Raw genomic sequence first — 23159 nt, 5'->3', positions numbered from 1 at the left:
ACGGCAGCGTATGCAGGAGGGATTGAAGAACGTGACCGCCCGTCCGCCCCCTCCCCCGCCGCCCGAGGCAGGTACCGTGAGTCGATCGCGCGCCATTATCATTGTCATGGCCGTCCTTTTGCCGTCGTTCATGACGGCCCTGGACAACACCATCGTGAATGTGGCGCTGCCCCAGATTCGCGCCGAACTCGCATTGGACGATGCCGGATTGAAGTGGGTGGCGGCCATTTACCCGCTCACCCTGGCGAGCCTTCTCCTGCTGGGCGGACATCTGGCCGACACCATCGGTCGGCGCCTGACGCTGCTGCTCGGCGTCGCCCTCTTCAGCGCCTCCTCGGCCGGGTGCGGCCTGGCGGCCTCCGGGACGGCCCTGATCGCCTTCCGCGGGCTGCAGGGAGCCGGCGCCGCCCTGATTCTGCCTTCCTCGCTGGCGGTCCTCTCCCATGACCTGCCGCCCCGCGCGCGCACCGCGGCCTTCAGCGCGACCACCGCCACCCTGGCCTCGGCACTGGCCTGCGGACCCGTGGTCTCCGGAGTCCTGACCCAGCATCTCGGCTGGGAGTCGGTGTTCGCCATGAACGTTCCGCTCGGATGCGCGAGTCTCCTCGCCGGTCTCCTGCTCCCCGGACCCGGCTCCTCGACCCCCTCTTCGACCGCCCCGTCGGCCACCATCTCGCTGCGCGTGGTCGCGTTGGCGTGCTGCTCGCTCGCGGCCCTCGCCCACTGCCTGATCGAGGGACCTGAACGCGGTTTCGACAGCATTCCGGTGGCCGCTTCGGGGGTCATTCTCGTCGCCTCGGCCGTCGGCCTGTCGTACGAGTTGACCCTGCGCCGCAACACCGCGCTGCGGCTCCTCTTTCGGCAACGCCCATTCGTGGGCGGAATCATCACTCAACTGCTGTGGGGCCTCAGCGTGAGTGGAGTCTATTTCTTCACGTCGCAATTTCTGCAGAACGGCCTCGGCCTTGCCCCGACATCAGCCGGACTGACGTTTGTCCCCGTGGCTCTTTCCCTGATCGTCGCCGCACCTTTCATTGCCCGAATGGCGCTCCGCTGGGGAGACGGGCGAATCTCCGCCCTGGGCCTGCTCATGGTGGGCCTGGGGCTGCTGATGGTCGCCCTGGGAAGCTCCGGAGGAAGTCTCGTCCATATCCTGCCCGGCCTTTCGGCCATCGGCTTCGGCTCCGCGCTGGCTGTTCCGCTGACCACGCGTGCTCTGGAATCCCCGCCCGATCGCCTTTCCGGCATCGCCGCCGGACTGTTCAGCGCCGTGCGCGAGGCATCCGGAGTCGTCGGGATCGCCCTCGTGGGCGCGATGGTGTCGTTCGTGGAGCGGGCCGCGGCCGCCGCGGGGGCCAACGACTCGGACGCCTTCCTCTCCGGCTACCAAGCCGGTCTCTGTCTGGCGTCCGCGCTGGTCGGGGCAGGGGCCCCCGTCGCGTTGTGGGCACTGCGACGCCACGGGGGCGCGGGGCACCGCGTGACAGGTCCCGGCGAACCGGACGGCCCGAACCACGCGGATCCCGCCACACCGAACCATCCCTAAGGGCTGTCCCGTAATCCCCGGTGTGGTGCGACTCGCTCTAACCCAGCGCGGACTTGACCGCGTCGGCCAGCCGGCCGGCGACGGAGCGAGCCTGGTCGATGTCCGCCGCCTCGACCATCACCCGTACCAGCGGCTCGGTACCGGAGGGCCGCAGCAACACCCGCCCGGTGGAACCCAGCTCCCGCTCCGCCTCGGCGATCGCGGAGGCGAGCTCCTCCGAGGAGGAGACCCGGGACCGGTCCACATCCGGCACATTGATCAGCACCTGCGGCAGCCGCTCCATCACCGAGGCCAGCTCCCGCAGCGACCGCCCGCTCTGGGCCACCCGCGCCGCCAGCATCAGCCCGGTCAGCGTCCCGTCCCCCGTGGTCGCGTGGTCAAGGATGATCACGTGGCCGGACTGCTCACCGCCGAGCGCGTACCCGTGCTCCTTCATCTCCTCCAGCACGTACCGGTCACCGACCGCCGCCTGGACGAGCCGGATCCCCTCCCGCTCCATCGCGAGCTTGAACCCGAGGTTGGACATCACGGTGGCCACCACGGTGTCCGACCGCAGCGCCCCCCGCTCCCGCATGGCCAGCGCCAGCACGGCGAGGATCTGGTCCCCGTCGACCTCGCCGCCCGTGTGGTCCACGGCGAGACAGCGGTCCGCGTCACCGTCGTGGGCGATGCCGAAGTCCGCCCCGTGCTCCACGACCGCGGCCTTCAGCTTCTCCAGGTGTGTCGACCCGCACCCGTCGTTGATGTTGAGCCCGTCCGGCTCCGCACCGATGGTCACGACCTCCGCGCCCGCCCGGGCGAATGCCTCCGGCGACACCCGGGCCGCCGCGCCGTGCGCCTCGTCGAGGACGATCCTCAGCCCGTCCAGCCGGTTCGGCAGGACGGCGATGAGGTGGGCGACGTACCGGTCGAACCCCTCGTCGTACGAGCGCACCCGCCCGACGCCGCCGCCCGTCGGGCGCTCCCACGGCTCCCCGCGCCGGTGCTCCTCGTAGACCGCCTCGATCCGGTCCTCGAGCTCGTCGGCGAGCTTGTGGCCGCCGCGGGCGAAGAACTTGACGCCGTTGTCGGGCATCGCGTTGTGGCTCGCGGAGAGCATCACGCCGAGGTCGGCGCCGAGCACACCGGTGAGGTACGCGACGGCCGGCGTCGGCAGCACCCCGACCTTCAGCACGTCCACGCCCGCACTCGCGAGGCCCGCCACCACGGCGGCCTCCAGGAACTCCCCGGACGCACGCGGATCCCGTCCCACGACGGCCACCGGCCGGTGGCCCTCGAAGGTGCCCGCCTCGGCCAGCACGTGTGCCGCGGCGACGGACAGGCCGAGCGCCATCTCGGCCGTCAGATCCGCGTTGGCGACACCGCGCACGCCGTCCGTACCGAAGAGTCGTCCCACTTGTCCTCCTGAGGAAGCGTCAGTTACGAAAATCGCACTACACCGGATAGCGGCATCCGGTCACACAAGCATTTGAGCATCTTGTGCCGTTATACGCCCCCGTTTGCGGTAAAACGAACGCCCCGACGGCACTGTGGCGTGCCGCCGGGGCGTTCGCAGAGCAGGCAGCGAGCGATTAACGCTTGCTGTACTGCGGAGCCTTGCGGGCCTTCTTCAGACCGGCCTTCTTCCGCTCGACCGCACGGTCGTCGCGGCGCAGGAAGCCGGCCTTCTTCAGGGCGCCGCGGTTGTTGTCGACGTCCGCCTCGTTCAGCGCGCGGGCGACACCGAGACGGAGCGCACCGGCCTGACCGGAGACACCGCCACCGGCGATGCGGGCGACGACGTCGTAACGGCCCTCGAGCTCGAGGACCTTGAACGGCTCGTTGACTTCCTGCTGGTGCACCTTGTTCGGGAAGTAGTCCTCGAGGGTGCGACCGTTGATCTTCCACTTGCCGGAGCCCGGGACGATCCGGACACGGGCGATGGCGTTCTTGCGACGGCCCAGGCCGGCGGCCGGCTGCGGGTCGCCGAAGCGGGAGGCCAGCGACTCCGAGGTGTACTCGCCCTCGACGGGGACCTCGGACTCGGTGGTGTAGCTGTCGATGTCGACGAGCTCGGTCTCTTCGAGCGGCTGCTCGGCAGTGGTCTCAGCCACGGTGATTCCTCAGATTCTCTTAGCTTGGGGTGGTGTGGCCGGTGTTACTGCGCGACCTGGGTGATCTCGAACGGCTGCGGCTGCTGCGCGCCGTGCGGGTGCTGGTCACCCTTGTAGACCTTCAGCTTCGTGAGCATCTGACGGCCCAGCGTGTTCTTCGGGAGCATGCCCTTGACGGCCTTCTCGATGGCCTTCTCCGGGTTCTTGTCCAGCAGCTCGTCGTAGCGGACGGAGCGCAGACCACCCGGGTAGCCGGAGTGGCGGTACGCCATCTTCTGGGTCCGCTTGTTGCCGGACAGGTGCACCTTGTCGGCATTGATGATGATGACGAAGTCACCGGTGTCGACGTGAGGGGCGTAGATCGGCTTGTGCTTGCCGCGCAGAAGGGAGGCGGCAGTGGTGGCGAGACGGCCCAGGACAACGTCCTGAGCGTCGATGACGTGCCACTGGCGCGTCACATCGCCGGGCTTGGGGCTGTACGTACGCACGGTTCGTAGCCTTCGCTTCGAGTGAGTGGTCCTGACAAGGTCACCGAAGACGATCACGACAGCCCAGACCGCACTGCGGTGACGCAAACCGCGTGCTGGTCGCTGGTCATCGGCCCGGTGGACCGGTGTAAGGGCCCGTCCCGTGAGAATGAGCAAGCCAATACACAACGAAGATGCAGGATACCCGTGCGGCCACGGTGGGGTCAAAACGAGCGCATCACGCCCGCCCCCGCACGGCAAACACGACATCTCCGGGTGAGAGGGTTTCAAAGCGAGTTGAGGCGGAACACCGGGCGTGTCATGCCGTCTAAGATGCGGCCCATGAGCTATGGGCAGGGGGGACCTCAGTCCCAGTGGGATCCGTGGAAACCGAACTCCCAGCAGCCGTGGAGCGGCGGCGGCGACGGCGCGAGCCCTGACTGGGCCGCGCTGGCGGAGGCGTCGGAGACGCGTAACCGGCGCCGCAAGCTGTTCTTCATAGGCGGGGGCGCGCTCGCGACCATCGGCATCGGCACCGCCGTCGCCATGGGCGTGGTGAACGCGAGCAGCGACGACGAGGCCAACCGGCCGACGTCCTCGGTGCCCGCGACCGCCGATCTGCCGAGCGCGTCCGGCACCCCGTCCTTCGCACCGACCAGCGCCCCGCCGCCGCTGGACCCGAAGGAGTTCGTCTCCAGCAAGGCCAAGGACACGGCGGCCAACAGCCCGAACCTGATGTTCCCGGGCAACCAGCTGACCATGGGCTCGAACGTCTACTCCAAGGGCCCGACCGCCGACTCCCCCACCTGCACCTCGGGCGCCCAGGGCACCCTGCCCAAGGTGCTGACGGCGAACGGCTGCACCCGGATGATGCGGGTCACCTACACCAAGGGCAACATCGCGGTGACGCTCGGTGTCGCGATCTTCGACACCGAGGCCCAGGCCCTCAAGGTCAAGAGCCAGTCCGACAAGCAGAGCATCGTCAAGGCCCTCACCGGCGGCGGCGTGAAGGCCTTCTGCAACGGCGCGATCTGCCGCTCGACGACCAACTCCTACGGCCGCTACGCCTACTTCACGATCACCGGCTTCAGCACCGGCAAGGACGTGACCACCAAGGACACCGCGGTCTTCACCGCGGGTGACGACCTCGCCCAGTTCGCCTTCCAGCAGATCCGCAAGCGCGGCCAGACCCAGGCCTCCGCGGCCGCGAACGGCTGATCCACCGCCCGGGCCGGGGCCGGCTCAGCAGCAGCCGGCCCCGGGCAGCGTCCGCCTGTTCCGCGCCTCCTTGTTGCGCGCGGCGAGCAGCTCGTCGGCCGGGTAGCCGACCTCCTCCAGCGTCAGCCCGTGCGGCCGTACGACATGCACGGCCGAGTCCCGTACGCCCGCGGCCAGCACCTTCCCGGGCCACTCCGGCCCCCGGTGCCCGTCCCCCACGAACAGCAGCGCGCCGATCAGCGAGCGCACCATGTTGTGGCAGAACGCGTCGGCGCGGACCGTGGCGGTGATGATCCCGTCCTCGCCCTTGCGCAAGCTCAGTTCCTGCAGTGTGCGGATGGTGGTCGCGCCCTCCCGCCGCTTGCAGTAGGCAGCGAAGTCGTGCTCCCCGAGCAGCCGCTCGGCCGCCTCGTTCATCGCGTCGACGTCGAGCGGCCAGTCGTGCCAGAGGACGTGCCCCCGCAGCAGCGGGTCGACGCCCCCGGGATTGTCGGTGACCCGGTACGCGTAGCGCCGCCAGACGGCCGAGAAACGGGCGTTGAAGCCCCTGGGAGCCTCCCTGAGCGCCCACACCCGGACATCGCGCGGCAGCCGCCCTGCGAGCCGCTTCAGCAGCTTCTCGTGGTGCTCCCGCCAGACGCCCTCCGGCAGATCGACATGGGCGACCTGCCCGCGCGCGTGCACCCCGGCATCGGTCCGCCCGGCCACGGTCAGCTCGTACGTCGTCCCCCCGGAGCGCGTGACGGTCCGCAGGGCGTCCTCGATCTCCCCCTGCACGGTCCGCCGCCCCCCTGCCTGCTTCGCCCACCCGGAGAACGAGGTCCCGTCGTAGGACAGATCAAGGCGCACCCGCACGAACCCGGGCTCAACTTCGTCACTCACACAGAGATCCTCTCAGGTACCCGAAAGCGGGCCCGCTCCTGAAAGGAACGGACCCGCTGAGCGCGCCCCAGAGGGGCGCGGGAAACCGCGCGACAAGCCGCGACGAAGCCGCGGCCCGCCGAACAGACAGGACCCGGCAGACGCTTACGCGTCCTTGGACTCCTCGGCCGGAGCGTCCTCGGCCTCGCCGGCCTCGGAAACGTCGGCCTTGGTCTCCTCGGCAACCGGAGCGGCCTCGGCGTCCTTGGCGGCACGCTTCGTCGCGGCCTCGGCCTCACCGGTCGCCTGCTGCGCCACCGTCAGCGCCTCGACCAGCTCGATGACGGCCATGGGCGCGTTGTCGCCACGACGGTTACCGATCTTGGTGATACGGGTGTAGCCGCCCGGACGGTTCTCGTAGCGCGGGCCGATCTCGGTGAAGAGCGTGTGGACGACGCTCTTGTCCGTGATCACCTGGAGCACCTGACGGCGGTTGTGAAGGTCGCCCTTCTTCGCCTTGGTGACCAGACGCTCGGCGTACGGCCGCAGACGGCGGGCCTTCGCCTCGGTGGTGGTGATGCGGCCGTGCTCGAAGAGGCTCTTCGCGAGGTTCGCGAGGAGCAGCTTCTCGTGCGCGGCACTGCCGCCCAGACGGGCACCCTTGGTGGGCTTCGGCATGGTTCTTCTCCTGTGTGTCTGCCCCGGCCGTATCAGGTACCGGGGTCAGTATCCGAGCGGGCGGTCGCCCGTCGGAGATCCGGGGTCCGCCGACGCGGACCCCGGAGGTGGTGGAGATCAGTACTGCTCGGTCTCCACGAAGCCCGCGTCCGCGTCGTCGTCGGCGCCGAAGGCGTCGGCAGCGGCCGTGGGGTCGAATCCGGGCGGGCTGTCCTTCAGGGCCAGGCCCATGCCGGCCAGCTTCGCCTTGACCTCGTCGATGGACTTCGCACCGAAGTTGCGGATGTCCAGGAGGTCCGCCTCGGAACGCGCCACGAGCTCACCCACGGAGTGGATGCCCTCACGCTTGAGGCAGTTGTAGGAGCGGACGGTCAGCTCGAGCTCCTCGATCGGGAGCGCGAGGTCGGCCGCCAGCGCCGCGTCCGTCGGGGACGGACCCATGTCGATGCCCTCGGCGTCGATGTTGAGCTCGCGGGCGAGCCCGAACAGCTCGACCAGCGTCTTACCGGCGGAGGCCATGGCGTCACGCGGACGCATCGCCTGCTTGGTCTCGACGTCGACGATCAGCTTGTCGAAGTCGGTGCGCTGCTCGACACGCGTGGCCTCGACCTTGTACGTGACCTTCAGAACCGGCGAGTAGATCGAGTCGACCGGGACACGGCCGATCTCCTGGCCCACCTGCTTGTTCTGCACAGCCGAGACGTAGCCGCGACCGCGCTCGACGGTCAGCTCCATCTCCAGCTTGCCCTTGCCGTTGAGCGTGGCGAGGACGAGGTCGGGGTTGTGCACCTCGACACCGGCCGGGGGCGCGATGTCGGCGGCGGTGACCAGACCCGGACCCTGCTTGCGCAGGTACATCACGACCGGCTCGTCGTGCTCACTGCTCACGACCAGCTGCTTGATGTTGAGGATCAGGTCGGTGACGTCCTCCTTGACGCCCGGCACGGTGGTGAACTCGTGCAGGACACCGTCGATGCGGATGGACGTGACCGCCGCACCCGGGATCGACGAAAGGAGCGTACGGCGGAGGGAGTTGCCGAGGGTGTAGCCGAAGCCCGGCTCCAGCGGCTCGATCACGAACCGGGAGCGGAACTCGTCGACGACCTCTTCGGTCAACGAGGGACGCTGAGCGATCAGCATGTTGTGTTCCTTCAGTCAGGGGCGCCCGCTATTTGACGCCCGACTCTGTACTGCAAGGGTACGGGCGGTGCGCCTCGAAGGAGACACACCGCCCGAGCCCCGAAAACCAGCGCGTCAGACGCGACGACGCTTCGGCGGGCGGCAGCCGTTGTGGGGGGTCGGGGTGACGTCCTGGATGGAGCCGACCTCGAGGCCCGTGGCCTGCAGGGAACGGATGGCGGTCTCACGACCGGCGCCCGGGCCCTTGACGAACACGTCGACCTTGCGCATGCCGTGCTCCTGAGCGCGGCGGGCAGCCGACTCGGCGGCCATCTGCGCGGCGAACGGCGTGGACTTGCGCGAGCCCTTGAAGCCGACGTGGCCGGCGGAGGCCCAGGAGATCACGTTTCCGGCCGGGTCCGTGATGGACACGATCGTGTTGTTGAACGTGCTCTTGATGTGCGCCTGGCCGTGCGCGACGTTCTTCTTTTCCTTGCGGCGCACCTTCTTGGCAGCGCCCTGACGTCCCTTGGGGGGCATGTGGAAAACTCCTACGGGAGGTGGTCGGTCCTACAGCGAAGACCGCTGGACGGCGAGTCCGCTGCGGACTACTTCTTGCCCGGCTTCTTCTTGCCGGCGATGGCGCGACGCGGGCCCTTGCGGGTGCGGGCGTTGGTGCTGGTGCGCTGACCGCGGACGGGCAGACCGCGACGGTGACGGAGACCCTGGTAGCAGCCGATCTCCACCTTGCGGCGGATGTCGGCCTGGACCTCGCGACGGAGGTCACCCTCGGTCTTGATGTTGTTGTCCACGTACTCGCGGATCGCGACGAGCTGCTCCTCGGAGAGGTCGCGAACGCGGGTGTTCGGGTCGACGCCGGTCGCAGCCAGCGTCTCCTGCGAGAGGGTCCGGCCGATGCCGAACACGTAGGTGAGGGCGACCTCCACGCGCTTGTCGCGCGGGATGTCAACACCGGAAACGCGTGCCATTCAATGGCTCCTGGTGATCGTCGGAGGTCTTCCACAGGACCGCCTCCCAGCCGCCGTACCAGGTACGAACTGGGTCCCCGGCCTCCGAACCGGGGGTGTCAGGCGATTTCGGGAAATCCCCTGGGTCCTGCGTATGAACATATTCAGCTCGCGTCGCGCGAATCTCTGCGATGTCGATGCAGAGGGTGTGATCCTTGTGCGATCAGCCCTGGCGCTGCTTGTGGCGCGGGTTCTCGCAAATGATCATGACCCGGCCGTGACGGCGGATCACCCTGCACTTGTCGCAGATCTTCTTGACGCTCGGCTTGACCTTCATTGGGTGAGGTTCTCCGGGTCAGTTGCCGACAGCCCCGAACGCCCGCCAGGACGCACGAAGGTATGGGCAAGATCTACTTGTACCGGTAGACGATCCGGCCACGAGTCAGGTCGTACGGAGACAGCTCCACCACGACCCGGTCGTCAGGGAGGATACGGATGTAGTGCATCCGCATCTTGCCGCTGATGTGTGCCAGGACCTGGTGGCCGTTCTGGAGCTCGACCTTGAACATGGCGTTCGGAAGAGACTCGACGACAGTGCCCTCGATCTCGATGGCACCTTGCTTCTTGGCCACGCTTCGCCCTTCGAATCGACTACCTTGATCGACTCCCCCGCTTTCCCCTGGGGCCGCATGCAGACATGCGGGTGCACGAGAGCCGACGAGTCAGTCTACGTCAGCACTCCGAGAAACACGAATCGAAGAGTCTGCCCCACAGCGGAGATCATTACGCAAGGGACCGCCGCTACCACCGTGGGCAGTGGCACCCCATGACGGACCAGCCGACCCCGACCGACAACGCCGAGTGCCGTCAGGTCAGTGGATCCGGCGCGGTCTCGACGCCGTGCTCCGCCAGCTTGGCCCTGCCGCCGTCCGGGGACGTCAGGACCAAGGGGCCCTCCTCCGTCAGCGCGACGCTGTGCTCCCAGTGCGACGACCACGTGCCGTCCGTCGTGATGACCGTCCAGTCGACCCATCCCCGACGCCCCTCTCGCGGGCTCGGCGCCGGAGGCGCCTCACAAGCTTCGAGCGGCTGCGCCGGCCGCCGCGGCACAGGCCCGGGGGCCGTCAGGTCAGTGGATCCGGCGCGGTCTCGACGCCGTGCTCCGCCAGCTTGGCCCTGCCCCCGTCCGGGGACGTCAGGACCAAGGGGCCCTCCTCCGTCAGCGCGACGCTGTGCTCCCAGTGCGACGACCACGTGCCGTCCGTCGTGATGACCGTCCAGTCGTCGTCGAGGACCTGGGTGCGGGGGGTGCCGAGGGAGACCATCGGTTCGATCGCGAGGCAGAACCCGGGGACCAGCTTGGGGCCCTTGCCGCGGCGGCGGTCGACGTAGTTCAGCAGGTGCGGGTCCATGTGCATCTCGGTGCCGATGCCGTGGCCGCCGTAGTCCTCGATGATGCCGTAGCGGCCGCCGCCGGGCTTGGGCTGGCGGCGGATGTAGGTCTCGATCGCGCGCGAGACGTCGACCAGGCGGTTGCCGAGCTTCATCGCGGCGATGCCGGCCCACATGGACTCCTCCGTGACCCGGGAGAGCTCGATCAGCTCGGGGGCGTGGCCCGAGCCGACGAACGCCGTGTACGCCGCGTCGCCGTGCCAGCCGTCGACGATCGCGCCGCAGTCGATGGAGATGATGTCACCGGACTTCAGGACCACCTCGTCGGAGGGGATGCCGTGGACCACCACGTCGTTCACCGAGGTGCAGATCGTCGCGGGGAAACCGCCGTAGCCCAGGAAGTTCGACTTCGCGCCGTGCTCCGCGAGGACCTTGCGCGCCACCTCGTCCAGGTCCTTCGTGGATGCCCCCGGCACCGCCGCCTCCCGCGTCGCCGCGTGGATGGCGGCGACGACCAGCCCCGCCGCACGCATCTTCGCGATCTGCTCGGGGCTCTTGATCTGCACCATGGGGGCCTGCGCTCTCCGTCACTAGGTCGGGGTGACCCGTCGGGGTCACTCGGTCGGGGGGTCCTGCTACGTACACAACAGTACGGCCGTGGGGTCCCGGGGACTCCCACGGCCGTACAGGGGCGACGACTACGCGTCCTCGCTCTCACGCTTCAGCGCGGCCAGCGCGCGGCTGGTGACCTCTTCCACCGGGCCCATGGAGTCGATCGTCACGACCAGTCCCTGGGCCTTGTAGTAGTCGATGATCGGCTCGGTCTGCGTGTGGTAGACCTCCAGCCGCGTACGGACCGTCTCCTCGGAGTCGTCGTCCCGCTGGTACAGCTCGCCGCCGCACACGTCGCACACGCCGTCCTGCGCCGGCTTCTTGTACGACACGTGGAAGACGTGGGACGAGTCGTTGCGGCAGATGCGCCGGCCGGCGATCCGCTTGACGACCTCCTCCTCGGGGGCCTCCAGGTCCAGTACCGCGTCCAGCTTGATGCCCTCGGTGGTGAGCAGTTCGTCCAGGGCCTCGGCCTGCGAGACGTTGCGCGGGAAGCCGTCCAGCAGGAAGCCGCGCTCGGCGTCCGGCTGCTCCATGCGGTCCTTGGCCATCGCGATGGTCACCTCGTCGGGGACGAGGTTCCCGGCGTCCATGTAGGACTTCGCGAGTTTCCCGAGGTCGGTCTGCCGGCTGATGTTGGCGCGGAACAGGTCGCCCGTGGAGATGTGCGGCACGCTCAGTGTCTCGGCCAGGCGAGTGGCCTGCGTACCCTTTCCGGCACCCGGCGGCCCGACGAGGACGATTCGCATCAGCGGAGGAACCCTTCGTAATTGCGCTGCTGGAGCTGGCTCTCGATCTGCTTCACCGTCTCGAGACCCACACCCACGATGATCAGGATGCTGGTCCCGCCGAACGGGAAGTTCTGGCTTGCCCCGAAGCCAGCCAACGCCATCGTCGGGACGAGAGCAATCAGACCCAAGTACAGCGAACCCGGCCAGGTGATCCGGTTGAGCACGTACGACAGGTACTCAGCGGTCGGTCGGCCAGCCCGGATGCCCGGGATGAAGCCACCATACTTCTTCATGTTGTCGGCGACTTCCTCGGGGTTGAAGGAGATCGCCACGTAGAAGAAGGAGAAGAACACGATGAGCAGGAAGTACATGCTGATGTAGACCGGGTGGGTGCCCTTGGTCAGGTTCTGCTCGATCCAGGTCTTCCAGCTGGAGTTCCCGCTGGAGAACTGGGCGACGAGAGCCGGGATGTAGAGCAGCGACGAGGCGAAGATGACCGGGATCACACCGGCCTGGTTCACCTTGAGGGGGATGTACGTCGAGGTGCCGCCGTAGGACCGGCGGCCGATCATGCGCTTCGCGTACTGCACGGGGATCCGGCGCTGGGCCTGCTCGACGAAGACCACCAGGCCCACCATCACCAGGCCGACCAGGATGACCGTGCCGAACTCGATCCAGCCGTCGGCCAGGGTGCCCTGCTTCTTGATGGCCCACAGCGCGGACGGGAAGGTCGCGGCGATCGAGATGAACATCAGGATCGACATGCCGTTGCCGATGCCGCGGTCGGTGATGAGCTCACCGAGCCACATCACGACGGCCGTACCGGCGGTCATGCAGATGACCATGACGATGGTGGTGAAGATCGCGCGGTCCGGGACGATGCTCGAGGCGACCGAGCAGCCGGAGAACAGGGCGCCGCTGCGGGCGGTGGCCACCAGGCCGGTGCCCTGCAGGATGGCGAGCGCCACCGTGAGGTATCGGGTGTACTGCGTGATCTTCGTGGTACCGGCCTGGCCCTCCTTCTTCAGGGCCTCCAGGCGCGGGATGACCACGGTCAGCAGCTGAAGGATGATGCTCGCCGTGATGTACGGCATGATGCCCAGCGCGAAGACGGTGATCTGCAGCAGCGCACCACCGCTGAACATGTTCACCAGACCGAAGAGGCCCTGGTTGCCGGACGCCTCGTCCACGCACTGCTGGACGGACGTGTAGTCGACACCGGGGATCGGGATGTGCGTGCCGACCCGGTAGACCACGATGATGGCGAGCGTGAAGAGCAGCTTCTTGCGCAGGTCGGGCGTCTTGAACGCCCGGGCGAACGCGGTGAGCACGGTGCCTCCTGCGACCCCCGCGCAACTGCGTCAAGGGTGACGGTCTTGAGGGTCCAATAAGAACAACGACATACGACAACGACATGAGTAACGGTCGACTGCCGCTCAAGGTGCCCTCTTGAGAGAACCTTGTGAAAAGTGGGCAGTGCAGGTCACCTTACCCGCGACACAGCCGCCCTAGGAACGACCAACCGGGGATACCCCATTTGTGGGGTATCCCCGGTCGGGATCGCTCAAGTCATCGAGACGCCTGATGGGTTCAGACGAGCTCGGTGACGGTGCCGCCGGCGGCGGTGATCTTCTCCTTGGCGGAGCCGGAGACGGCGTCGACCGTCACCTGCAGCGCCACGGAGATCTCGCCCTGGCCGAGGACCTTGACGAGGCTGTTCTTGCGAACGGCACCCTTGGCCACCAGACCCTCGACGGTGACCTCGCCACCCTCGGGGTAGAGCGCGGCCAGCTTGTCGAGGTTCACGACCTGGAACTCGGTCTTGAACGGGTTCTTGAAGCCCTTCAGCTTCGGAAGACGCATGTGGAGGGGCATCTGGCCACCCTCGAAGCGCTCCGGAACCTGGTAGCGGGCCTTCGTGCCCTTGGTACCACGACCGGCCGTCTTACCCTTCGAGGCCTCACCACGACCGACACGGGTCTTCGCGGTCTTGGCGCCCGGGGCGGGACGGAGGTTGTGGATCTTGAGCGGGTTGTTCTCCGCCATGATCAGTCGACCTCCTCGACCGTCACGAGGTGGCGGACGGTGTGCACCATGCCGCGGAACTCGGGGCGGTCCTCCTTGACGACCACGTCACCCAGGCGCTTGAGGCCCAGGGAACGCAGGGTGTCACGGTGGTTCTGCTTGCTGCCGATGTAGGACTTCGTCTGCGTGATCTTGAGCTGAGCCATCACGCACCCGCCCCGGCACGCGCACGCAGCAGGGCCGCGGGAGCGACGTCCTCGAGCGGCAGACCACGGCGGGCCGCGATCTCCTCGGGACGCTGCAGACCCTTCAGGGCCTCCACGGTGGCGTGCACGATGTTGATCGCGTTGTCGGAGCCGAGCGACTTCGACAGCACGTCGTGGATACCGGCGCACTCGAGCACGGCACGCACCGGACCACCGGCGATGACGCCGGTACCGGGGGACGCGGGCTTCAGGAGCACGACGCCGGCCGCCTTCTCACCCTGGATGGGGTGCGGGATGGTGCCCTGGATACGGGGGACCTTGAAGAAGTGCTTCTTGGCCTCCTCAACGCCCTTGGCGATGGCGGCCGGCACCTCCTTGGCCTTGCCGTAGCCGACACCCACGGTGCCGTCACCGTCGCCCACCACGACCAGCGCGGTGAAGCTGAAGCGACGACCACCCTTCACAACCTTGGCGACGCGGTTGATCGCGACGACGCGCTCAACGTACGCGGTCTTCTCGGCGGCAGCAGCGCCGCCGTCACGGCCCTTCCGGTCCCGCCGCTCGCCGCCACCGGCACCGCTTCCGCGGCGCTGGGGTCCAGCCATTGGATTACCTCTCTCTTTCCGCTAGCTACAAGCGGCTCAGAACTTGAGCCCGGCCTCGCGGGCGGCGTCCGCCAGGGCGGCGATGCGCCCGGCGTACTGGTTACCACCACGGTCGAACACGACAGCCTCGACGCCGGCGGCCTTGGCACGCTCGGCGACCAGGGCGCCGACCTGCTTGGCCTGCGCGGACTTGTCGCCCTCGCCACCGCGGATCGACGTGTCCAGCGTGGACGCCGAAGCCAGGGTGTGGCCCTTCAGGTCGTCGATCACCTGCGCCACGATGTGGCGGTTGGAGCGGGTAACGACCAGACGGGGACGCTCCGACGTACCGTTGATCCGCTTGCGGATCCGGATGTGACGGCGCTTGATCGCGGCGCGCTTGTAGGCGTCGCCCTTCAGGATCTTCTGCCCGTATGCCATGGCTTACTTACCCGCCTTTCCGACCTTGCGGCGGATGACTTCGCCCTCGTACTTGACGCCCTTGGCCTTGTACGGGTCAGGCTTGCGCAGCTTGCGGATGTTGGCCGCAACCTCGCCGACCTTCTGCTTGTCGATGCCCTCGACCTGGAAACGGGTCGGGGTCTCGACCTTGAAGGTGATGCCCTCGGGGGCCTCGACCAGGATCGGGTGGCTGTAACCGAGCGCGAACTCGAGGTTCGAGCCCTTGGCGGTCACGCGGTAACCGACACCGCTGATCTCGAGCTTCTTCACGTAACCCTGGGTCACGCCGGTGATCATGTTCGCCACCAGCGTGCGGGACAGGCCGTGCAGGGCCTTGCTCTGACGCTCGTCGTTGGGGCGGGTCACCTGCAGGGTGCCGTCGTCGCCCTTGGCGATGTCGATCGGTGCCACGACGGTGTGAGTCAGCGAGCCCTTGGGACCCTTGACCGACACGGTCCGGCCGTCGATGGTGACGTCCACGCCGGCGGGAACCGCGATGGGGAGCTTGCCGATGCGCGACATAGCTGTTTCCTCCGTTCCCTTCTGCTACCAGACGTAGGCGAGGACTTCCCCACCCACGCCCTTCTTGCCGGCCTGCTTGTCGGTGAGGAGCCCGTGCGACGTGGAGATGATCGCCACGCCGAGGCCGCCCAGCACCTTCGGCAGGGAGGTGGACTTCGCGTACACCCGGAGACCGGGCTTGGAGATCCGCTTGATGCCCGCGATGGAGCGCTCACGGTTCGGGCCGAACTTCAGCTCGAGGGTGAGGTTCTTGCCGACCTCGGCGTCCTCGACCTTCCAGCCCGTGATGAAGCCCTCCTGCTGGAGGATCTCCGCGATGTGCGACTTGATCTTGGACGCCGGCATCGTCACGGAGTCGTGGTACGCCGAGTTCGCGTTCCGCAGACGCGTCAGCATGTCTGCGATCGGATCAGTCATGGTCATGAATTGGCCTGTGGCCTCTCTCGCCGGGGTTTCCTGGTGCGCCATCCCTCTCCCCGATCCGAGACGGGACGGGTGCGGCGCGGTGGACCTACGGCGTAGTAAGTCGTACGGGCGACTGTCAGGCGCCCAACCCTCTAAGCCTAAGCCATGAAGGGGTGGGCGCCTGACACGCCCAGTGCTTACCGAGAGCCTCTGGAACCCCTAGATAAGGGATTTACCAGGAGCTCTTGGTCACGCCCGGCAGCTCGCCACGGTGAGCCATCTCACGAAGGCACACGCGGCACAGGCCGAACTTGCGGTACACGGAGTGCGGACGACCGCAGCGCTGGCAGCGGGTGTATGCGCGCACACCGAACTTGGGCTTGCGAGCAGCCTTAGCGATCAGAGCCTTCTTCGCCATCTCGCTCACGCCTCCTTGAAGGGGAAGCCGAGGTGACGAAGGAGCGCGCGGCCCTCAGCGTCGTTGGTCGCCGTGGTGACCACGGTGATGTCCATACCCCGGACACGGTCGATCTTGTCCTGGTCGATCTCGTGGAACATGACCTGCTCCGTGAGACCGAAGGTGTAGTTGCCACGGCCGTCGAACTGCTTGGGGGACAGGCCGCGGAAGTCGCGGATGCGCGGGAGCGCGAGCGACAGGGTGCGGTCCAGGAACTCCCACATGCGGTCGCCACGGAGCGTGACGTGGGCACCGATCGGCTGGCCCTCACGCAGCTTGAACTGCGCGATGGACTTGCGGGCCTTGGTGACGGCCGGCTTCTGACCGGTGATCGTGGTGAGGTCGCGGATGGCGCCCTCGATCAGCTTGGAGTCGCGGGCGGCGTCGCCCACACCCATGTTGACCACGATCTTGACGAGGCCGGGGATCTGCATGACGTTCTCGTACTTGAACTCGTCACGCAGCTTGCCCGCGATCTCCTCGCGGTACTTCGTCTTGAGACGCGGAGTGGTGGTGGTAGCCATCAGATGTCCTCACCCGTCCGCTTGGCAACGCGGATCTTGTTGCCCTCGTCGTCGAAGCGGTAACCGACACGCGTGACGACCTTGTTGCCGTCCTTCTCCACGACCAGCTGAACGTTGGACACGTGGATCGGGGCCTCGGTGGTCACGATGCCGCCGGCCTGGGAGCCCTTGGCGGTCGGACCGGCCTTCGTGTGCTTCTTGACCCGGTTGACACCCTCGACCAGGACGCGGTCCTCGCGGGGGAAGGCCGCGATGACCTTGCCCTGCTTGCCCTTGTCCTTGCCGGTGATGACCTGGACCAGGTCGCCCTTCTTGATCTTCATGCTTACAGCACCTCCGGAGCCAGCGAGATGATCTTCATGAACTTCTTCTCGCGCAGCTCGCGCCCGACCGGGCCGAAGATGCGGGTGCCGCGAGGGTCGCCGTCGTTCTTCAGAATGACGGCGGCGTTCTCGTCGAAGCGGATGTACGAGCCGTCCGGACGGCGGCGCTCCTTGACGGTGCGAACGATGACCGCCTTGACGACGTCACCCTTCTTCACGTTGCCACCGGGGATCGCGTCCTTGACGGTGGCGACGATGACGTCACCGATGCCCGCGTAGCGGCGACCGGAGCCACCGAGCACACGGATGCAAAGGATCTCCTTCGCACCAGTGTTGTCGGCGACACGCAGTCGCGACTCCTGCTGGATCACGTCTATCTCCTGTTTGTCTGCCGGTTCCCCGGGGGCCGTTCAGTGACGGCCCCCGGAGCCTGGCGGAACTGTCCTGCGAGGGATGCCTCGCAGGAAATTACTTGGCCTTCTCGAGGATCTCGACGACGCGCCAGCGCTTCGTGGCGGACAGCGGCCGGGTCTCCATCAGGAGGACGCGGTCGCCGACGCCGGCGGCGTTCTGCTCGTCGTGCGCCTTGAGCTTGTTCGTACGGCGGATGACCTTGCCGTACAGCGCGTGCTTGACGCGGTCCTCGACGGCGACGACGACGGTCTTGTCCATCTTGTCGCTGACGACCAGACCCTCACGGGTCTTGCGGAAGCCGCGCGCCTCTGCGGTCTGCTCAGTCACGTTGCTCTCACTCATCAGGCGCTCTCCACCGTCTCGATGCCCAGCTCGCGCTCACGCATCAGGGTGTAGATCCGCGCGATGTCCTTACGGACGGCCTTGAGCCGGCCGTGGTTCTCGAGCTGGCCCGTCGCCGCCTGGAAGCGGAGGTTGAACAGCTCTTCCTTGGCTTCGCGGAGCTTCGCCAGAAGCTCCTCGTCACCCAGTTCGCGCAGCTCGGACGCCTTGGTACCGACCGACATCACGCTTCACCTGCCTCGCGCTTGACGATCCGGCACTTCATCGGCAGCTTGTGGGCCGCACGGGTCAGCGCCTCACGGGCGATCTTCTCGTTCGGGTAGGACAGCTCGAACATGACCCGGCCCGGGTGCACGTTCGCGATCCACCACTCCGGCGAACCCTTACCGGAACCCATGCGGGTCTCGGCGGGCTTCTTGGTCAGCGGGCGGTCCGGGTAGATGTTGATCCAGACCTTGCCGCCACGCTTGATGTGGCGGGTCATCGCGATACGGGCCGCCTCGATCTGGCGGTTGGTCACGTACGCCGGAGTGAGGGCCTGGATGCCGTACTCACCGAACGCAACCGTCGTACCGCCCTTGGCCTCGCCGCGGCGCTTCGGGTGGTGCTGCTTGCGGTGCTTGACCCTACGGGGGATCAGCATTTCGGTCAGGCCTCCGTTCCGGTGCTCTCAGCCGGAGCGGCGGCGGGAGCGTCGGCCTTGGGGGCCTCGGCAGCCGGAGCCTGCTGCGGCTTACGACCGCGACCGCCACGCTCGCCACCGCGGCCACCACGGGCCGGGCGGTCGGCGCCGCCACGGGCCGGGCGGTTGCCGGCGCGGGCAGCGGCGTTCTCGGCGCGGACCTCGGCGATGTTCTTGACGTCGCCCTTGTAGATCCAGACCTTCACACCGATGCGGCCGAAGGTCGTCTTGGCCTCGAAGAAGCCGTAGTCCACGTTCGCGCGGAGCGTGTGCAGGGGCACACGGCCCTCGCGGTAGAACTCCGAGCGGGACATCTCGGCGCCGCCGAGGCGGCCACCGCACTGGATCTTGATGCCCTTGGCGCCCGCCTTCATCGCCGACTGCATGCTCTTACGCATGGCACGACGGAAGGAGACGCGGGAGGAGAGCTGCTCGGCGACGGCCTGGGCCACCAGCTGAGCGTCCGTCTCCGGGTTCTTGACCTCGAGGATGTTGAGCTGGACCTGCTTCTTGGTCAGCTTCTCCAGGTCGCCGCGGATACGGTCGGCCTCGGCGCCGCGGCGGCCGATGACGATGCCCGGACGCGCGGTGTGGATGTCCACGCGGACACGGTCACGGGTGCGCTCGATCTCCACCTTCGAGATGCCGGCGCGCTCCATGCCGGACGTCATCATCCGACGGATGGCGACGTCTTCCTTGACGTAGTCCTTGTACGACTTGTCGGCGTACCAGCGGGACTTGAAGTCCGTGGTGATGCCGAGCCGGAACCCATGCGGGTTAACCTTCTGGCCCATTACCGGGTTCCTTCCTTGCTGCTGACGACCACGGTGATGTGGCTGGTCCGCTTGCGGATCCGGTAGGCACGGCCCTGGGCACGCGGACGGAACCGCTTCAGGGTCGGACCCTCGTCGACGTACGCCTCGGAGATGAAGAGGCTGTCGACATCGGTGTGGTCGTAGTTGTGCGCGGCGTTGGCGATGGCGCTGTCCAGCACCTTGCCGACCGGCACGCTCGCGGCCTGCGGGGCGAAACGCAGGACCGCCTGAGCCTCCGCGGCATCCATGCCACGGATGAGGTCCACCACGCGGCGGGCCTTCATGGGCGTGACGCGGATGTACCGCGCCTGGGCCCTGGCTTCCATGGTTGTCCTTCCAGTGTCTGTCATGGTCATTCCACCCCGCGTTAGCGGCGCTTCGACTTCCGGTCGTCCTTGACGTGACCCCGGAAGGTGCGCGTCGGCGAGAACTCGCCGAGCTTGTGGCCGACCATCGACTCGGTGACAAACACCGGAATGTGGGTCTTGCCGTTGTGCACCGCGATCGTGTGGCCCAGCATGCTGGGGATGATCATCGAGCGACGGGACCAGGTCTTGATGACGTTCTTGGTGCCGGCTTCGTTCTGGGCGTCCACCTTCTTTACGAGGTGGTCGTCGACGAAGGGCCCCTTCTTGAGACTGCGCGGCATCTAAACCCGCTCCTAGCGCTTCTTGTTCGTCTTGCGGCGGCGGACGATGTACTTGTTCGAAGCCTTCTTCGGCGAACGAGTACGACCCTCCTTCTGACCCCACGGGGAGACCGGGTGGCGACCACCGGAGGTCTTGCCCTCACCACCACCGTGCGGGTGGTCGACCGGGTTCATCGCGACACCGCGGACGGTCGGGCGAACGCCCAGCCAGCGCTTGCGGCCCGCCTTGCCCCAGTTGATGTTGCTCTGCTCGGCGTTGCCGACCTCGCCGACCGTGGCGCGGCAGCGCTGGTCGACCAGGCGGATCTCACCGGACGGCATGCGGAGGTGGGCCATCGAGCCCTCCTTCGCGAGCAGCTGCACGGAGGCACCGGCGGAGCGGGCGAACTTGGCACCGCCACCGGGACGGAGCTCGATCGCGTGGATCGTGGTACCGACCGGGATGTTGCGGAGCGCCAGGTTGTTGCCCGGCTTGATGTCGGCCGCGGGGCCGTTCTCGACGCGGTCACCCTGCTGCAGGTTGCGCGGGGCGAGGATGTAGCGCTTCTCGCCGTCGGCGTAGTGCAGCAGCGCGATGCGCGCGGTGCGGTTGGGGTCGTACTCGATGTGCGCGACCTTCGCCGGCACGCCGTCCTTGTCGTGACGACGGAAGTCGATCACTCGGTAGGCGCGCTTGTGTCCGCCACCCTGGTGGCGAACGGTCACACGACCGGAATTGTTACGGCCGCCCTTGCTGTGCAGGGGGCGGACCAGCGACTTCTCCGGCGTGGACCGCGTGACCTCGACGAAGTCGGCGACGCTGGCGCCACGACGGCCCGGCGTAGTCGGCTTGTACTTGCGGATACCCATTTCTCAGTCCTCGTCCGATATCGGACGATCCGACCCGCTTACGCGGTCGGACCGCCGAAGATGTCGATACGGTCGCCCTCGGCGAGGGTCACGATCGCGCGCTTGGTGGCCGCGCGCTGACCGAAACCGGTCTTGGTGCGCTTGCGCTTACCGATGCGGTTGATCGTGTTGACCCCGGTGACCTTGACCGAGAAGACCGCCTGGACGGCCTGCTTGATCTGGGTCTTGTTGGCGTTCGGGTCGACGATGAACGTGTACTTGTTCTCGTCGAGGAGCGCGTAGCTCTTCTCCGAAACGACCGGCTTCAGCAGCACGTCACGGGGGTCCGTGTACGCCTTGCTGGGCGCGGTGACGACGGTGTTCTTGCCCTCGGTGGCGTGGCGCTTCGCCTTGGCGACGCGCGCGGCCTTGGCAGCCTTGGCGGCCTTGGCGGCGATGCTCGGGTGACGCGTGGCCATCAGGCTTCGCTCCCTTCGGTGTCGTTGGCCTTGTTCGGGCCGGACACGAAGGACTCCAGGGCGGCCTGGGTGAAGACCACATCGTCCGAGACGATCACGTCGTACGTGTTCAGCTGGCCCGGCTCCAGGATGTGCACCTGGGGCAGGTTGCGGGCGGACAGCCACGCGGCCTCGTCGGCGCGCTCGACGACCAGGAGCAGGTTCTTGCGCTCCGAGATCTTGCCGAACAGCGTCCGAGCGGACTTGGTGGAGGGGGTCTCGCCCTCGATCACGCCGGTGACGACGTGGATGCGGTTGTGGCGGGCCCGGTCGGTGAGGGCGTGACGCAGAGCGGCGGCCTTCATCTTCTTCGGGGTCCGCTGCGAGTAGTCACGCGGCTGCGGGCCGTGGACGACGCCACCGCCGGCGAACTGCGGCGCGCGGGTCGAGCCCTGACGGGCGCGGCCGGTGCCCTTCTGCCGGTAAGGCTTCTTACCGCCACCACGGACTTCACCGCGGGTCTTGGTCTTGTGCGTGCCCTGGCGGGCAGCCGCGTTCTGCGCGACGACGACCTGGTGGATCAGCGGGATGCTGACCTTCTCCACGCCGAAGATCTCCGCGGGGAGCTCGACGCTACCGGTCTTCTCGCCGGCAGGCGAAAGGATGTCAACAGTGCTCATCGGTTACCTCAGGCCCCCTTGGCCGCGGTGCGGACCAGGACGAGGCCGCCGTTCGGACCGGGAACCGCGCCCTTGATGAGCAGCAGACCCTTCTCCGCGTCAACGGCGTGGACGGTCAGGTTCTGGGTGGTGACACGCTCGTTGCCCATGCGACCCGCCATGCGGAGGCCCTTGAACACGCGGCCCGGGGTGGCGCAGCCACCGATGGAACCGGGCGAGCGGTGCTTGCGCTGGGTGCCGTGACCGGCGCCGAGGCCCTTGAAGTTGTGACGCTTCATGACACCGGCGAAGCCCTTGCCCTTGCTCTTGCCGGTCACGTCGACCTTGATGCCGGCCTCGAACACCTCGGCGGTGATCTCCTGGCCCAGCGTGTACTCGGAGGCGTCCGCGGTGCGGATCTCGACGAGGTGGCGACGGGGGGTGACGTCGGCCTTGGCGAAGTGACCCTTGAGGGGCTTGTTCACCTTGCGCGGGTCGATCTCGCCGAAGGCGATCTGGACCGACTCGTAGCCGTCACTGTCGTTCGTGCGCACCTGGGTGACGACGTTCGGGCCGGCCTTGACGACGGTGACCGGAACAACACGGTTGTTCTCGTCCCACACCTGCGTCATGCCGAGCTTCTCGCCCAGGATGCCCTTGATCTGCTTGGTCATCTCTCAGATCACCGGCCCTCAGAGCTTGATCTCGATGTCGACACCGGCCGGGAGGTCGAGTCGCATCAGAGAGTCAACGGTCTTGGGGGTGGGGTCGAGGATGTCGATGAGGCGCTTGTGCGTGCGCATCTCGAAGTGCTCGCGCGAGTCCTTGTACTTGTGCGGCGACTTGATGACGCAGTACACGTTCTTCTCAGTGGGCAGCGGCACCGGGCCTGCGACCGACGCACCAGTGCGGGTCACCGTCTCGACGATCTTCTTCGCCGAGGAGTCGATGACCTCGTGGTCGTAGGCCTTGAGCCGGATGCGGATCTTCTGTCCCGCCATGGCTACTCAGTAGTCCTGTCTCTCGTACGCTCCGGAACCCGGTGATTCCGCCTTGTCCTCCGACCCACGCGGTCGGGCGTGTCGCGCTCCCACTGACAAAGATGTCCCTTGTTCGAAC

Annotated in this window: 36 protein-coding genes and 1 pseudogene; 2 read left to right on the top strand and 35 right to left on the bottom strand. The window is 67.4% G+C overall.

Going from position 1 to position 23159, the window contains the following annotated elements:
• Positions 1 to 106 precede the first annotated feature (106 nt).
• Positions 107 to 1546 (top strand): MFS transporter, encoded by a 1440-nt coding sequence (locus tag ABT057_RS33435; protein WP_352347384.1) that lies wholly within the window; start codon positions 107 to 109, stop codon positions 1544 to 1546.
• A 37-nt stretch (positions 1547 to 1583) separates the two neighbouring features.
• Here ABT057_RS33435 and glmM read toward each other — a convergent pair whose 3' ends face one another.
• From glmM to rplM, 3 genes are all read right to left on the bottom strand, one after another.
• On the bottom strand, positions 1584 to 2942 hold the full coding sequence (glmM, locus tag ABT057_RS33430; protein WP_352347383.1) for a phosphoglucosamine mutase: 1359 nt from the start codon (positions 2940 to 2942) through the stop codon (positions 1584 to 1586).
• Between the two features lie 175 nt (positions 2943 to 3117).
• Positions 3118 to 3639 (bottom strand): 30S ribosomal protein S9, encoded by a 522-nt coding sequence (rpsI, locus tag ABT057_RS33425; protein ID WP_352347382.1) that lies wholly within the window; start codon positions 3637 to 3639, stop codon positions 3118 to 3120.
• A gap of 44 nt (positions 3640 to 3683) precedes the next feature.
• Positions 3684 to 4127 (bottom strand): 50S ribosomal protein L13, encoded by a 444-nt coding sequence (rplM, locus tag ABT057_RS33420; RefSeq protein WP_352347381.1) that lies wholly within the window; start codon positions 4125 to 4127, stop codon positions 3684 to 3686.
• Positions 4128 to 4448: 321 nt separating this feature from the next.
• On the opposite strand from rplM, the gene ABT057_RS33415 reads away from it, so the two are divergent.
• Positions 4449 to 5324 carry a hypothetical protein gene (locus tag ABT057_RS33415; protein WP_352347380.1) on the top strand — a complete coding sequence of 292 codons (876 nt, stop codon included), beginning with the start codon at positions 4449 to 4451 and terminating at the stop codon, positions 5322 to 5324.
• Positions 5325 to 5348: 24 nt separating this feature from the next.
• Here ABT057_RS33415 and truA read toward each other — a convergent pair whose 3' ends face one another.
• The 32 genes and pseudogenes from truA to rpsJ all read right to left on the bottom strand — a co-directional run bounded on the left by truA (position 5349) and on the right by rpsJ (position 23041).
• Complete coding sequence (truA, locus tag ABT057_RS33410) at positions 5349 to 6206, bottom strand: tRNA pseudouridine(38-40) synthase TruA (RefSeq protein ID WP_352347379.1); 858 nt, start codon at positions 6204 to 6206, stop codon at positions 5349 to 5351.
• Between the two features lie 144 nt (positions 6207 to 6350).
• Complete coding sequence (gene rplQ, locus ABT057_RS33405; protein WP_352347378.1) at positions 6351 to 6863, bottom strand: 50S ribosomal protein L17; 513 nt, start codon at positions 6861 to 6863, stop codon at positions 6351 to 6353.
• Positions 6864 to 6980: 117 nt separating this feature from the next.
• Entirely contained in the window at positions 6981 to 8003 is a 1023-nt protein-coding gene (locus ABT057_RS33400) for a DNA-directed RNA polymerase subunit alpha (RefSeq protein WP_062640332.1), read from the bottom strand.
• Positions 8004 to 8117: 114 nt separating this feature from the next.
• Entirely contained in the window at positions 8118 to 8522 is a 405-nt protein-coding gene (rpsK, locus tag ABT057_RS33395; protein WP_010354218.1) for a 30S ribosomal protein S11, read from the bottom strand.
• Positions 8523 to 8590: 68 nt separating this feature from the next.
• Positions 8591 to 8971 (bottom strand): 30S ribosomal protein S13, encoded by a 381-nt coding sequence (gene rpsM / locus ABT057_RS33390; protein ID WP_336539795.1) that lies wholly within the window; start codon positions 8969 to 8971, stop codon positions 8591 to 8593.
• A 202-nt stretch (positions 8972 to 9173) separates the two neighbouring features.
• Positions 9174 to 9287 (bottom strand): 50S ribosomal protein L36, encoded by a 114-nt coding sequence (gene rpmJ / locus ABT057_RS33385; protein ID WP_004984509.1) that lies wholly within the window; start codon positions 9285 to 9287, stop codon positions 9174 to 9176.
• Positions 9288 to 9360: 73 nt separating this feature from the next.
• Entirely contained in the window at positions 9361 to 9582 is a 222-nt protein-coding gene (gene infA / locus ABT057_RS33380) for a translation initiation factor IF-1 (RefSeq protein WP_003948620.1), read from the bottom strand.
• A 235-nt stretch (positions 9583 to 9817) separates the two neighbouring features.
• A pseudogene (locus tag ABT057_RS33375) lies at positions 9818 to 9976 on the bottom strand (type I methionyl aminopeptidase); the annotation flags it as partial.
• Positions 9977 to 10074: 98 nt separating this feature from the next.
• Positions 10075 to 10911: a type I methionyl aminopeptidase gene (gene map / locus ABT057_RS33370; RefSeq protein ID WP_352347377.1), complete on the bottom strand. Its 837-nt coding sequence runs from the start codon at positions 10909 to 10911 to the stop codon at positions 10075 to 10077.
• A 129-nt stretch (positions 10912 to 11040) separates the two neighbouring features.
• Positions 11041 to 11703, bottom strand: a complete 663-nt coding sequence (locus ABT057_RS33365) for an adenylate kinase (protein ID WP_352347376.1) — start codon at positions 11701 to 11703, stop codon at positions 11041 to 11043.
• On the bottom strand, positions 11703 to 13016 hold the full coding sequence (gene secY / locus ABT057_RS33360) for a preprotein translocase subunit SecY (protein WP_352347375.1): 1314 nt from the start codon (positions 13014 to 13016) through the stop codon (positions 11703 to 11705). The genes ABT057_RS33365 and secY overlap by 1 nt, the downstream gene beginning before the upstream one ends.
• A 259-nt stretch (positions 13017 to 13275) precedes the next feature.
• Positions 13276 to 13731, bottom strand: coding sequence for a 50S ribosomal protein L15 (gene rplO / locus ABT057_RS33355; RefSeq protein WP_003974249.1), 456 nt, complete (start codon positions 13729 to 13731; stop codon positions 13276 to 13278).
• 2 nt (positions 13732 to 13733) lie between these two features.
• Positions 13734 to 13916, bottom strand: coding sequence for a 50S ribosomal protein L30 (gene rpmD / locus ABT057_RS33350; RefSeq protein ID WP_009190145.1), 183 nt, complete (start codon positions 13914 to 13916; stop codon positions 13734 to 13736).
• Positions 13916 to 14521 (bottom strand): 30S ribosomal protein S5, encoded by a 606-nt coding sequence (rpsE, locus tag ABT057_RS33345; RefSeq protein ID WP_019753099.1) that lies wholly within the window; start codon positions 14519 to 14521, stop codon positions 13916 to 13918. The genes rpmD and rpsE overlap by 1 nt, the downstream gene beginning before the upstream one ends.
• Before the next feature lie 36 nt (positions 14522 to 14557).
• Positions 14558 to 14941 (bottom strand): 50S ribosomal protein L18, encoded by a 384-nt coding sequence (gene rplR / locus ABT057_RS33340; protein WP_352347374.1) that lies wholly within the window; start codon positions 14939 to 14941, stop codon positions 14558 to 14560.
• Between the two features lie 3 nt (positions 14942 to 14944).
• On the bottom strand, positions 14945 to 15484 hold the full coding sequence (rplF, locus tag ABT057_RS33335; RefSeq protein WP_352347373.1) for a 50S ribosomal protein L6: 540 nt from the start codon (positions 15482 to 15484) through the stop codon (positions 14945 to 14947).
• Positions 15485 to 15508: 24 nt separating this feature from the next.
• Positions 15509 to 15907 carry a 30S ribosomal protein S8 gene (rpsH, locus tag ABT057_RS33330; RefSeq protein ID WP_030788259.1) on the bottom strand — a complete coding sequence of 133 codons (399 nt, stop codon included), beginning with the start codon at positions 15905 to 15907 and terminating at the stop codon, positions 15509 to 15511.
• 214 nt (positions 15908 to 16121) lie between these two features.
• Complete coding sequence (locus tag ABT057_RS33325) at positions 16122 to 16307, bottom strand: type Z 30S ribosomal protein S14 (RefSeq protein ID WP_003956452.1); 186 nt, start codon at positions 16305 to 16307, stop codon at positions 16122 to 16124.
• Positions 16308 to 16312: 5 nt separating this feature from the next.
• Positions 16313 to 16870, bottom strand: a complete 558-nt coding sequence (rplE, locus tag ABT057_RS33320) for a 50S ribosomal protein L5 (RefSeq protein ID WP_007494758.1) — start codon at positions 16868 to 16870, stop codon at positions 16313 to 16315.
• Positions 16870 to 17193 (bottom strand): 50S ribosomal protein L24, encoded by a 324-nt coding sequence (gene rplX / locus ABT057_RS33315; protein WP_030039760.1) that lies wholly within the window; start codon positions 17191 to 17193, stop codon positions 16870 to 16872. Before rplX ends, rplE begins: the two co-directional genes overlap by 1 nt.
• A gap of 2 nt (positions 17194 to 17195) precedes the next feature.
• Entirely contained in the window at positions 17196 to 17564 is a 369-nt protein-coding gene (gene rplN / locus ABT057_RS33310) for a 50S ribosomal protein L14 (RefSeq protein WP_003998823.1), read from the bottom strand.
• Positions 17565 to 17661: 97 nt separating this feature from the next.
• On the bottom strand, positions 17662 to 17949 hold the full coding sequence (gene rpsQ / locus ABT057_RS33305) for a 30S ribosomal protein S17 (RefSeq protein ID WP_003992363.1): 288 nt from the start codon (positions 17947 to 17949) through the stop codon (positions 17662 to 17664).
• Positions 17949 to 18173 carry a 50S ribosomal protein L29 gene (rpmC, locus tag ABT057_RS33300; RefSeq protein ID WP_352347372.1) on the bottom strand — a complete coding sequence of 75 codons (225 nt, stop codon included), beginning with the start codon at positions 18171 to 18173 and terminating at the stop codon, positions 17949 to 17951. The genes rpsQ and rpmC overlap by 1 nt, the downstream gene beginning before the upstream one ends.
• Complete coding sequence (gene rplP, locus ABT057_RS33295; RefSeq protein WP_030788270.1) at positions 18173 to 18592, bottom strand: 50S ribosomal protein L16; 420 nt, start codon at positions 18590 to 18592, stop codon at positions 18173 to 18175. Before rplP ends, rpmC begins: the two co-directional genes overlap by 1 nt.
• A 5-nt stretch (positions 18593 to 18597) precedes the next feature.
• A complete protein-coding gene (rpsC, locus tag ABT057_RS33290; protein ID WP_352347371.1) occupies positions 18598 to 19425 on the bottom strand; it encodes a 30S ribosomal protein S3 in 828 nt (275 codons plus the stop codon).
• Positions 19425 to 19772 (bottom strand): 50S ribosomal protein L22, encoded by a 348-nt coding sequence (gene rplV, locus ABT057_RS33285; RefSeq protein WP_030420835.1) that lies wholly within the window; start codon positions 19770 to 19772, stop codon positions 19425 to 19427. Before rplV ends, rpsC begins: the two co-directional genes overlap by 1 nt.
• Before the next feature lie 41 nt (positions 19773 to 19813).
• The gene (gene rpsS / locus ABT057_RS33280; RefSeq protein ID WP_030782571.1) at positions 19814 to 20095 is read right to left on the bottom strand and encodes a 30S ribosomal protein S19; all 282 of its coding nucleotides are present in this window, start codon (positions 20093 to 20095) and stop codon (positions 19814 to 19816) included.
• A gap of 12 nt (positions 20096 to 20107) precedes the next feature.
• Positions 20108 to 20944: a 50S ribosomal protein L2 gene (gene rplB, locus ABT057_RS33275; protein ID WP_352347370.1), complete on the bottom strand. Its 837-nt coding sequence runs from the start codon at positions 20942 to 20944 to the stop codon at positions 20108 to 20110.
• Positions 20945 to 20982: 38 nt separating this feature from the next.
• Entirely contained in the window at positions 20983 to 21402 is a 420-nt protein-coding gene (gene rplW, locus ABT057_RS33270) for a 50S ribosomal protein L23 (protein ID WP_079660414.1), read from the bottom strand.
• Entirely contained in the window at positions 21402 to 22061 is a 660-nt protein-coding gene (gene rplD / locus ABT057_RS33265; RefSeq protein ID WP_352347369.1) for a 50S ribosomal protein L4, read from the bottom strand. Before rplD ends, rplW begins: the two co-directional genes overlap by 1 nt.
• Before the next feature lie 8 nt (positions 22062 to 22069).
• On the bottom strand, positions 22070 to 22714 hold the full coding sequence (rplC, locus tag ABT057_RS33260) for a 50S ribosomal protein L3 (protein ID WP_210572712.1): 645 nt from the start codon (positions 22712 to 22714) through the stop codon (positions 22070 to 22072).
• Positions 22715 to 22732: 18 nt separating this feature from the next.
• The gene (gene rpsJ, locus ABT057_RS33255; protein WP_003948644.1) at positions 22733 to 23041 is read right to left on the bottom strand and encodes a 30S ribosomal protein S10; all 309 of its coding nucleotides are present in this window, start codon (positions 23039 to 23041) and stop codon (positions 22733 to 22735) included.
• Positions 23042 to 23159: the final 118 nt, after the last annotated feature.

It is taken from the genome of Streptomyces sp. NPDC002588 (assembly GCF_040295925.1).
Lineage (GTDB): Bacteria > Actinomycetota > Actinomycetes > Streptomycetales > Streptomycetaceae > Streptomyces.
This window is presented reverse-complemented; position numbering and strand designations above follow the sequence as displayed.

What these genes read in the sequence shown, in the direction of transcription:
- ABT057_RS33435 (WP_352347384.1), top strand. Translation starts at nt 107, where the DNA reads ATGGCCGTCCTTTTGCCGTCGTTCATGACGGCCCTGGACAACACCATC.
- ABT057_RS33415 (WP_352347380.1), top strand. Translation starts at nt 4,449, where the DNA reads ATGAGCTATGGGCAGGGGGGACCTCAGTCCCAGTGGGATCCGTGGAAA.
- rplQ (WP_352347378.1), bottom strand. Translation starts at nt 6,863, where the DNA reads ATGCCGAAGCCCACCAAGGGTGCCCGTCTGGGCGGCAGTGCCGCGCAC.
- ABT057_RS33400 (WP_062640332.1), bottom strand. Translation starts at nt 8,003, where the DNA reads ATGCTGATCGCTCAGCGTCCCTCGTTGACCGAAGAGGTCGTCGACGAG.
- rpsK (WP_010354218.1), bottom strand. Translation starts at nt 8,522, where the DNA reads ATGCCCCCCAAGGGACGTCAGGGCGCTGCCAAGAAGGTGCGCCGCAAG.
- rpsM (WP_336539795.1), bottom strand. Translation starts at nt 8,971, where the DNA reads ATGGCACGCGTTTCCGGTGTTGACATCCCGCGCGACAAGCGCGTGGAG.
- rpmJ (WP_004984509.1), bottom strand. Translation starts at nt 9,287, where the DNA reads ATGAAGGTCAAGCCGAGCGTCAAGAAGATCTGCGACAAGTGCAGGGTG.
- map (WP_352347377.1), bottom strand. Translation starts at nt 10,911, where the DNA reads ATGGTGCAGATCAAGAGCCCCGAGCAGATCGCGAAGATGCGTGCGGCG.
- ABT057_RS33365 (WP_352347376.1), bottom strand. Translation starts at nt 11,703, where the DNA reads ATGCGAATCGTCCTCGTCGGGCCGCCGGGTGCCGGAAAGGGTACGCAG.
- rplO (WP_003974249.1), bottom strand. Translation starts at nt 13,731, where the DNA reads ATGGCGGAGAACAACCCGCTCAAGATCCACAACCTCCGTCCCGCCCCG.
- rpmD (WP_009190145.1), bottom strand. Translation starts at nt 13,916, where the DNA reads ATGGCTCAGCTCAAGATCACGCAGACGAAGTCCTACATCGGCAGCAAG.
- rpsE (WP_019753099.1), bottom strand. Translation starts at nt 14,521, where the DNA reads ATGGCTGGACCCCAGCGCCGCGGAAGCGGTGCCGGTGGCGGCGAGCGG.
- rplR (WP_352347374.1), bottom strand. Translation starts at nt 14,941, where the DNA reads ATGGCATACGGGCAGAAGATCCTGAAGGGCGACGCCTACAAGCGCGCC.
- rplF (WP_352347373.1), bottom strand. Translation starts at nt 15,484, where the DNA reads ATGTCGCGCATCGGCAAGCTCCCCATCGCGGTTCCCGCCGGCGTGGAC.
- rpsH (WP_030788259.1), bottom strand. Translation starts at nt 15,907, where the DNA reads ATGACCATGACTGATCCGATCGCAGACATGCTGACGCGTCTGCGGAAC.
- ABT057_RS33325 (WP_003956452.1), bottom strand. Translation starts at nt 16,307, where the DNA reads ATGGCGAAGAAGGCTCTGATCGCTAAGGCTGCTCGCAAGCCCAAGTTC.
- rplE (WP_007494758.1), bottom strand. Translation starts at nt 16,870, where the DNA reads ATGGCTACCACCACCACTCCGCGTCTCAAGACGAAGTACCGCGAGGAG.
- rplX (WP_030039760.1), bottom strand. Translation starts at nt 17,193, where the DNA reads ATGAAGATCAAGAAGGGCGACCTGGTCCAGGTCATCACCGGCAAGGAC.
- rpsQ (WP_003992363.1), bottom strand. Translation starts at nt 17,949, where the DNA reads ATGAGTGAGAGCAACGTGACTGAGCAGACCGCAGAGGCGCGCGGCTTC.
- rpmC (WP_352347372.1), bottom strand. Translation starts at nt 18,173, where the DNA reads ATGTCGGTCGGTACCAAGGCGTCCGAGCTGCGCGAACTGGGTGACGAG.
- rplP (WP_030788270.1), bottom strand. Translation starts at nt 18,592, where the DNA reads ATGCTGATCCCCCGTAGGGTCAAGCACCGCAAGCAGCACCACCCGAAG.
- rpsC (WP_352347371.1), bottom strand. Translation starts at nt 19,425, where the DNA reads ATGGGCCAGAAGGTTAACCCGCATGGGTTCCGGCTCGGCATCACCACG.
- rplV (WP_030420835.1), bottom strand. Translation starts at nt 19,772, where the DNA reads ATGGAAGCCAGGGCCCAGGCGCGGTACATCCGCGTCACGCCCATGAAG.
- rpsS (WP_030782571.1), bottom strand. Translation starts at nt 20,095, where the DNA reads ATGCCGCGCAGTCTCAAGAAGGGGCCCTTCGTCGACGACCACCTCGTA.
- rplB (WP_352347370.1), bottom strand. Translation starts at nt 20,944, where the DNA reads ATGGGTATCCGCAAGTACAAGCCGACTACGCCGGGCCGTCGTGGCGCC.
- rplW (WP_079660414.1), bottom strand. Translation starts at nt 21,402, where the DNA reads ATGGCCACGCGTCACCCGAGCATCGCCGCCAAGGCCGCCAAGGCTGCC.
- rplD (WP_352347369.1), bottom strand. Translation starts at nt 22,061, where the DNA reads ATGAGCACTGTTGACATCCTTTCGCCTGCCGGCGAGAAGACCGGTAGC.
- rplC (WP_210572712.1), bottom strand. Translation starts at nt 22,714, where the DNA reads ATGACCAAGCAGATCAAGGGCATCCTGGGCGAGAAGCTCGGCATGACG.
- rpsJ (WP_003948644.1), bottom strand. Translation starts at nt 23,041, where the DNA reads ATGGCGGGACAGAAGATCCGCATCCGGCTCAAGGCCTACGACCACGAG.